Consider the following 6,091-nt stretch of genomic DNA (forward strand, 5'->3'; position numbering starts at 1 on the left):
GCCGCGGCCGGGTCGGCGGCGGTGACCAGCGCCTCGCCCACGAGCACGGCGCGGGCACCGGCGGACACGGCGGTGCGCACGTCCTGCGGGGTGCGGATGCCGGACTCGCTCACGGCCACCACGCCACCGGGCACCTGCGGCACGAGGCGGGCGGGGGTGGCAGGGTCCACCTCGAGGGTCTTCAGGTTGCGAGTGTTCACGCCGATGATGCGGCTGCCCACCGTGACGGCGCACTCGAGCTCCTCCTCGTCGTGCACCTCCACGAGGGCCTCCATGCCGAGCTCGTGCGTCAGGGCCAGCAGGTCGGCCAGGAGGGGCTGGTCCAGGGCGGCCACGATGAGCAGCACGAGGTCGGCCCCGGCGGCGCGGGCCTCACGGACCTGGTACTCCCCGACGAGGAAGTCCTTGCGCAGCAGCGGCGTGTCCACCGCGGCGCGGACGGCCACGAGGTCCTGCAGGGACCCGCCGAAGCGGCGCTCCTCGGTGAGCACGGAGATGGCCGCGGCCCCGACGCCGGCGTAGGTGCGGGCCAGGTCGGCAGGCTCCCCGATCGGCGCCAGGTCGCCCTTGCTCGGGCTGCGGCGCTTGATCTCCGCGATGAGCGAGGCGCCCGGCGTGCGGAGAGCCTCCAGGACGGGGCGGGGCGGGGCCACCGCGGCCTCGCCCAGGGCGTTCAGGGGCACTGCACGCTCTCGTGCGGCGACGTCCTCGCGGACGCCGTCGACGATGGCGTCCAGCACCGTGCCGCTCACTGGCCGTGCTTGCTGCCGAACCCCATCTTGGCCATGATCGGCCAGGCGAGCGCACCGACGACGGTGAGGGCCACACCGGCGTAGGTCATCACGTCGTTCGGCAGCACGATGCCCAGCGCGATGACGACGGAGCCCACGATCATGAGGATCGTGCCGGTCCACGCCGCGGTGCTGTGGCCGTGGTCCTCGTGGACCTCCGGCGGCTCGGGCAGACGGGTGGGGTGCTGCGGGGCGTGCGGGGCCTGGGTCATGGGTGTTCCTCTCGGGACGTGCGGGTTGCGCTCGGGTCAGTATCTCAGGTCGGGTCCTCGCCGCGGCTGAGGCTGTCCCACAGGGGCTCCTCCGTCCGGGTCGCCTGCCCCCGGCGCTCGTACCGGGCGCCGAGTCCCTGCCAGCGGGCCACCAGGACGGCCACGCCCACCAGGGCGAGCAGGACGCCGAGCAGGGCCGCCACCCAGGGCGCCCAGGAGGCGGTCGCATCGGCGTGCACCGAGGCGCTGCCGGCCAGGCCCCAGTCCTCGGCCGCGCGGGCGGTGACCGGCCCCTCGGGGTCCAGCAGCAGGGCGGCGGCCGCCCAGGCCACGGCCAGCCCCGAGAGCGTCACCACCACCCCGGCCACCCGGCGCGCCACCGGCCCCAGGAAGGCGGCGACGAGCAGGCCCGCCACGGCGGTGAACAGAGCGGGGCGCACCAGGCTGCTGGCCTCGGAGCCCGTGAGCTCCACCGGAGCACCGCCCCCGAGACCCCCGCTGGGCGTCCCGGACACCCAGGTGGTCGTCAGCAGCACGCCCAGCAGGCCGCACAGGGCCAGGCCGGTCAGCACGACACGGGACTTGGTCATCTCACGTCCTCTCGCTGCGCCGCCCAGGAGGCGTGCAGGCGTTGGTAGGTCGGGCTCGCGGCGAGCACCTCGCGGTGGTGCCCCACCGCCTCGACGTGGCCCGAGTCCATCACGACCACCACGTCGGCGTTCTCGGCGGTCGACAGACGGTGCGCGATGGCCACGGACGTGCGCCCCTGCGTGAGCTGCTCGAGCGCCCGCTGCACGCGCACCTCCGTGCCGGGGTCGACCGCGGAGGTCGACTCGTCGAGCACGAGCAGGTCCGGGTCGGCCAGCCGGGCCCGCAGCAGGGCGACGAGCTGACGCTCCCCCGCCGAGAGCGACTCCCCGGCCTGCCCCACGGGGGTCTCCAGGCCCGCCGGCAGGGTGTCCACCCAGTCCCGCAGGTCCAGCTCGTCGGCCGCCGCCAGCAGCTCGGCGTCGGTGGCCTCAGGCGCGGCGAAGCGCAGGTTCTCCGCGAGCGTGGTGTCGAAGAGGAAGCCCTCCTGGGGCACGAGCACGATGCGCCGCCGCAGCGAGGCGAAGGTGATCTGCCGCAGGTCCACGCCGTCGAGGCGCACCGCGCCCTGGGCCGGGTCCTGCAGCCGGGTCATGAGCTTGGCCACGGTCGTCTTGCCCGCCCCCGTCTCCCCCACGATGGCGTGCCGCCGCCCGGCCTCGAAGGCCAGGTCGACCTCGTGGAGCACCCGCCCGCTGCGGGGGTAGGCGAAGGACACCCCCTCGAAGGTCACGGTGGCCGGGCCGCGGGGGCTCTCGACGCCGTCCGCGGGGTCGGCCACGTCGGCCGGGGTGTCGATGATGCCGATGACGCGCCGCCAGCAGGCCACGGCGTTCTGCAGCTCGTTGAGGATCTCCGTGGCCTGGTTGACCGGGGCGGTGAACAGCTGCACCAGGAAGACGAAGGCCACCATCTCGCCGAGGCTGATCCAGCCGCGCCCCACGAGCAGGGCGCCCACGCCCACCACCGCGGCCACCGCGACGCCGGAGGAGAGCATGCCCAGGGTGAAGACGGTCACGGTGCGGGTCTGGGCCCGGACGGCCGCGGCCCGGTGGGCGAGCACGGCCTCGGTGGTGCGCTCCCGCGTGACCTGCTGGATGCCGTAGGCCCGGATGGTGGAGGCGCCGGCGATCGACTCGGTGATGGCGCCCAGCATGGTGCCGACCCGCTCGCGCACCCGGGTGTACCCGCGTCCCACGAACGGCTGCAGGCGGCGGATGCCCAGCAGCATCGGGAGGAAGGTCAGCCACACGGTCAGGGCGAGCCACGGGCTGTAGAGCACCATGAGCACGGTCACGGCCAGCACCTGCCCCACGGACAGGATGAGCATGATGCCGCCGAACTGCACGAACTGGCTGATGGTGTCGACGTCACTGGTCACACGGGAGACCAACGCACCGCGCCGCTCCGTGCTCTGGGTGAGCACCGAGAGGTCGTGGATGTGGCGGAAGGCGCGGGTGCGCAAGGTGGCCAGCCCGCTCTCGGCCGCCGTGAACAGCCGCACGTTGACGGCGTAGGTGGCCGCCGAGAGCAGCACCACCACCAGGGCCGTGGCGCCGGCCATGAGCAGGGTGTACCGGACGTCGGGGCCGCCCTCGGCGAGCAGCCCGTGGTCGGTGCCCTGCTGCACGGCCACGGGCACCGCGAGGCGACCGAGGGTGGCCAGCCCCGCGAGGAAGAGCGTGAGCCCGAACCCGCGCGTGAGCTCCGGGGAGAGCGCGAGGCCACGTCGGACCGTGGCGAGCGTCCCCGCCTCGGAGACACCGATCCGCGACCCACGGCCCTGCTCGAGAGGTTCCTGCGTCCGCGTGCTCATGCCCGGCCCCCGTCCTGCTCCTGCCGCTGGGCGTGGTCGACGGCGTAGGCCCCCACCACGCGGGCGTACCCGGGCTGGCTGGCCATGAGCTCGGCGTGAGAGCCGGTGGCCACCACCCGGCCGTCCTCGAGGTAGGCGACCGTGTCCGCCAGCGCAATGGTGGCCATGCGGTAGGCCACCACGAGCACCGTCATGCCCGCCCGGGCCTCCCGCAGCCGGGAGAGCACGGCCTGCTCCACCGCCGGGTCGAGGGCGCTCGTGGCGTCGTCGAGGACGAGGAACCGCGGGCGGCGGACCACGGCGCGGGCCAGGGCGATGCGCTGGCGCTGACCGCCGGAGAGCGAGCCGCCCCGCTCCCCCACCTGCTGGTCGAGCCCGTCGGGCAGGGCGCGCACGAAGTCGGCCGCCTGTGCGAGCTCCAGGGCGGCCCAGAGCTCCTCGTCGCCGAGGTCGGCGCCCAGGGCCACGTTGAAGCGGACGGTGTCGTCGAAGAGGAAGGCCGTCTGCTCCACCAGGGAGGCCGCCCCCACGAGGGCCTCGGGCGCCACCTCCTCCAGCGGCACCCCGTCGTACTCGATGGTGCCCGCGGTCGGCCGCACGAGTCCGAGCGCCGCCGAGGCGAGCGTCGACTTCCCCGCCCCGGTGGCCCCCACGAGCGCCACCGTGGAGCCCGCCGGCAGGTCGAGGTCCACGCCCCGCAGCGCCGGGTCGTCCGAGGCGTCCTCGTGGGCGTGGACGAGTCCGCGCACGCGCACCGCGAGCCCGCCCGTCCCCGGCAGCCGGCGGGTCCCGGCCGCCGGACCGGTCGGGGCCGTGAGCACGGCCTGCACCCGTCGCCAGCCCACCGCCGATGCCGGGGCCTCCGAGAGCGTCCAGCCCAGGGCCCGCACCGGCATGGCCATCATGGTGAACAGATAGGCCACCTGCACCACCTCGCCGGTGCTCACGTGCCCGTGGGACGCCCGCCAGGTGCCCACCACGAGCACGGCCAGGGTGCCCACCTGCGGCAGGGCCTCGATGAGGGGGTCGAACAGGCCACGGACCCGGCCCATGGAGACCGCCGCGTCGCGCAGGTCGGTGGCGCTGGCACCGAAGCGCCCGGCCTCGGCGTCCTCCCGCCCCATCGACTTCACGAGCAGCCCGGCCTCGAAGCTCTCGTGCGCCACCCGCGAGACCTCGCCGCGCAGCTCCTGGGTGGTCTGCGCCCGGGGCGACATCACCCGCTGGTACCAGATGTTCAGCGCCGCCAGCACGGGGAAGACGACGGCCCCCACCGCGGCCAGCAGGGGGTCCACCAGGTACATCGAGACCCCCGCGAAGACCAGCAGGAAGAGCACTCCGACGAACATGGGCAGGGGCATGAAGATGCGCCAGGTGGTGTCGACGTCGGCGTTGGCGTTGCTCAGCAGCTGCCCGCCCGGGTGCCGCCGGTGCCACGAGAGCGGCAGGCGCAGGTAGGCGTCCGTGACGAGCCGCCGGTAGGTGGCACCCAGCCGGAAGGTCACGAGGCCCGCCGAGAGGCGCCGCACCAGCATCGAGGCCGCCTGGAGGAGGTGGGCGCCCAGGACGACGGCGAAGCCGGTGAGGGCCGCCCGCCAGGTGACCGAACCCTGCCCGGCGGCCGGCTCGACGACGTGCTCCACCGCCCAGCCGACGGCGCGGGAAACCCCGACGATGGACCCCGCCCAGACCACGGAGCCGAGCACGGCCAGGGTGAACCAGCCGGGCTCCCGGCGGATGCCGCGCCACACCACCGCGAGGGCCTCCACGCCGGAGACCTGCTCCGTGAGCAGGTCGGTGGACGACCGGCCGGTGGCGACGCGCACGAGGGACCTCCGTGGACAGGTGGGTGACGTGGACCTCACACTCTCACGCAGCACCGACGACCTCCTGCGGGAGCCCTCCCAGCCGGCGCCCGGGCACCGTCCAGCAGGTTGTCGGTCGGCGGTGACAGGATGGCCGCATGGCTCCCACCGCGTCCGCGAACCCGTCCTCCGACACCCGCCCGAGCACCGCCGCCCTGGTGGAGCGCGAGCGTGCCGCCCTCGTGGCCACGCTGCGCTCGCTGGGCCCCGACGCCCCCACGCTCTGCGAGGGGTGGACCACCCGCGACATGCTCGCCCACATGGTGGTGCGAGAGCGCCGTCCCGACGTGCTGCCCGGCATCGGGCTGCCCGGCCCGGCCCGCTCCCACACCGCCGCGGTGCAGGACGAGTTCGCCGCCCGGGACTGGGGAACCCTGCTGGTCACCTTCTCCCGTGGGCCCGCACCGTGGATGCCCTTCGCCCTGCCCGGCGTGGGACCGGCCATCAACATCGCCGAGTACGTGGTGCACCACGAGGACGCGCGCCGCGCCACCCCGGGCTGGGAGCCCCGGGAGGACGCCGATCTCCAGCAGGCCGCCTGGGCCGCGGTCTCCCGGGCCGCGCGCCTGACCCACCGCAAGGCGCCGGTGGGCGTGGTGCTCGTGGCCCCCGGCACCGGGCGGGCCGCCGTGCGCCGTCCCCCGGCGGGGCGGAACACCGTGGTGGTGACCGGGGAGCCGGTGGAGCTGCTGCTCTTCTCCTTCGGCCGCGAGGACGCCGCCCGCGTGACCCTCGAGGGCGACCCGGCCGACGTGGCGGCCCTGCGCGCCCACCGGCGGGCCCTCTGAGGTGGGTGCCGACCCGGTGACCGCCGCGGCC

General features: G+C 75.1%; 6 protein-coding genes. 1 reads left to right on the forward strand and 5 read right to left on the reverse strand.

Going from position 1 to position 6,091, the window contains the following annotated elements; all coding sequences use genetic code 11:
• The 5 genes from trpC to HMPREF3099_RS02775 form a co-directional block, all read right to left on the reverse strand.
• Nucleotides 1–752, reverse strand: a 752-nt coding sequence (gene trpC, locus HMPREF3099_RS02755; protein ID WP_070703735.1) for an indole-3-glycerol phosphate synthase TrpC, incomplete at its 3' end; no start/stop codon positions are given.
• The gene (locus tag HMPREF3099_RS02760; protein ID WP_070703729.1) at nt 749–1,003 is read right to left on the reverse strand and encodes an HGxxPAAW family protein; all 255 of its coding nucleotides are present in this window, start codon (nt 1,001–1,003) and stop codon (nt 749–751) included. The genes trpC and HMPREF3099_RS02760, both read right to left, overlap by 4 nt.
• A gap of 44 nt (nt 1,004–1,047) precedes the next feature.
• Nucleotides 1,048–1,593, reverse strand: coding sequence for a Trp biosynthesis-associated membrane protein (locus tag HMPREF3099_RS02765; protein WP_070703731.1), 546 nt, complete (start codon nt 1,591–1,593; stop codon nt 1,048–1,050).
• The gene (locus HMPREF3099_RS02770; RefSeq protein WP_070703733.1) at nt 1,590–3,407 is read right to left on the reverse strand and encodes an ABC transporter ATP-binding protein; all 1,818 of its coding nucleotides are present in this window, start codon (nt 3,405–3,407) and stop codon (nt 1,590–1,592) included. Before HMPREF3099_RS02770 ends, HMPREF3099_RS02765 begins: the two co-directional genes overlap by 4 nt.
• Entirely contained in the window at nt 3,404–5,233 is a 1,830-nt protein-coding gene (locus tag HMPREF3099_RS02775) for an ABC transporter ATP-binding protein (protein ID WP_083323431.1), read from the reverse strand. Before HMPREF3099_RS02775 ends, HMPREF3099_RS02770 begins: the two co-directional genes overlap by 4 nt.
• A 137-nt stretch (nt 5,234–5,370) precedes the next feature.
• Between HMPREF3099_RS02775 and HMPREF3099_RS02780 the strand changes: the two genes are divergently transcribed.
• On the forward strand, nt 5,371–6,060 hold the full coding sequence (locus HMPREF3099_RS02780; protein WP_083323432.1) for a TIGR03085 family metal-binding protein: 690 nt from the start codon (nt 5,371–5,373) through the stop codon (nt 6,058–6,060).
• The last annotated feature ends 31 nt before the right edge of the window (nt 6,061–6,091 follow it).

The sequence above is a fragment of the Kytococcus sp. HMSC28H12 genome (genome assembly GCF_001816045.1).
Taxonomy (GTDB): Bacteria; Actinomycetota; Actinomycetes; order Actinomycetales; family Dermatophilaceae; genus Kytococcus; species Kytococcus schroeteri.

Coding starts and splice junctions, on each gene's coding strand:
- HMPREF3099_RS02780 (WP_083323432.1), top strand. CDS start 5,371: ATGGCTCCCACCGCGTCCGCGAACCCGTCCTCCGACACCCGCCCGAGC.
- HMPREF3099_RS02770 (WP_070703733.1), bottom strand. CDS start 3,407: ATGAGCACGCGGACGCAGGAACCTCTCGAGCAGGGCCGTGGGTCGCGG.
- HMPREF3099_RS02760 (WP_070703729.1), bottom strand. CDS start 1,003: ATGACCCAGGCCCCGCACGCCCCGCAGCACCCCACCCGTCTGCCCGAG.
- HMPREF3099_RS02765 (WP_070703731.1), bottom strand. CDS start 1,593: ATGACCAAGTCCCGTGTCGTGCTGACCGGCCTGGCCCTGTGCGGCCTG.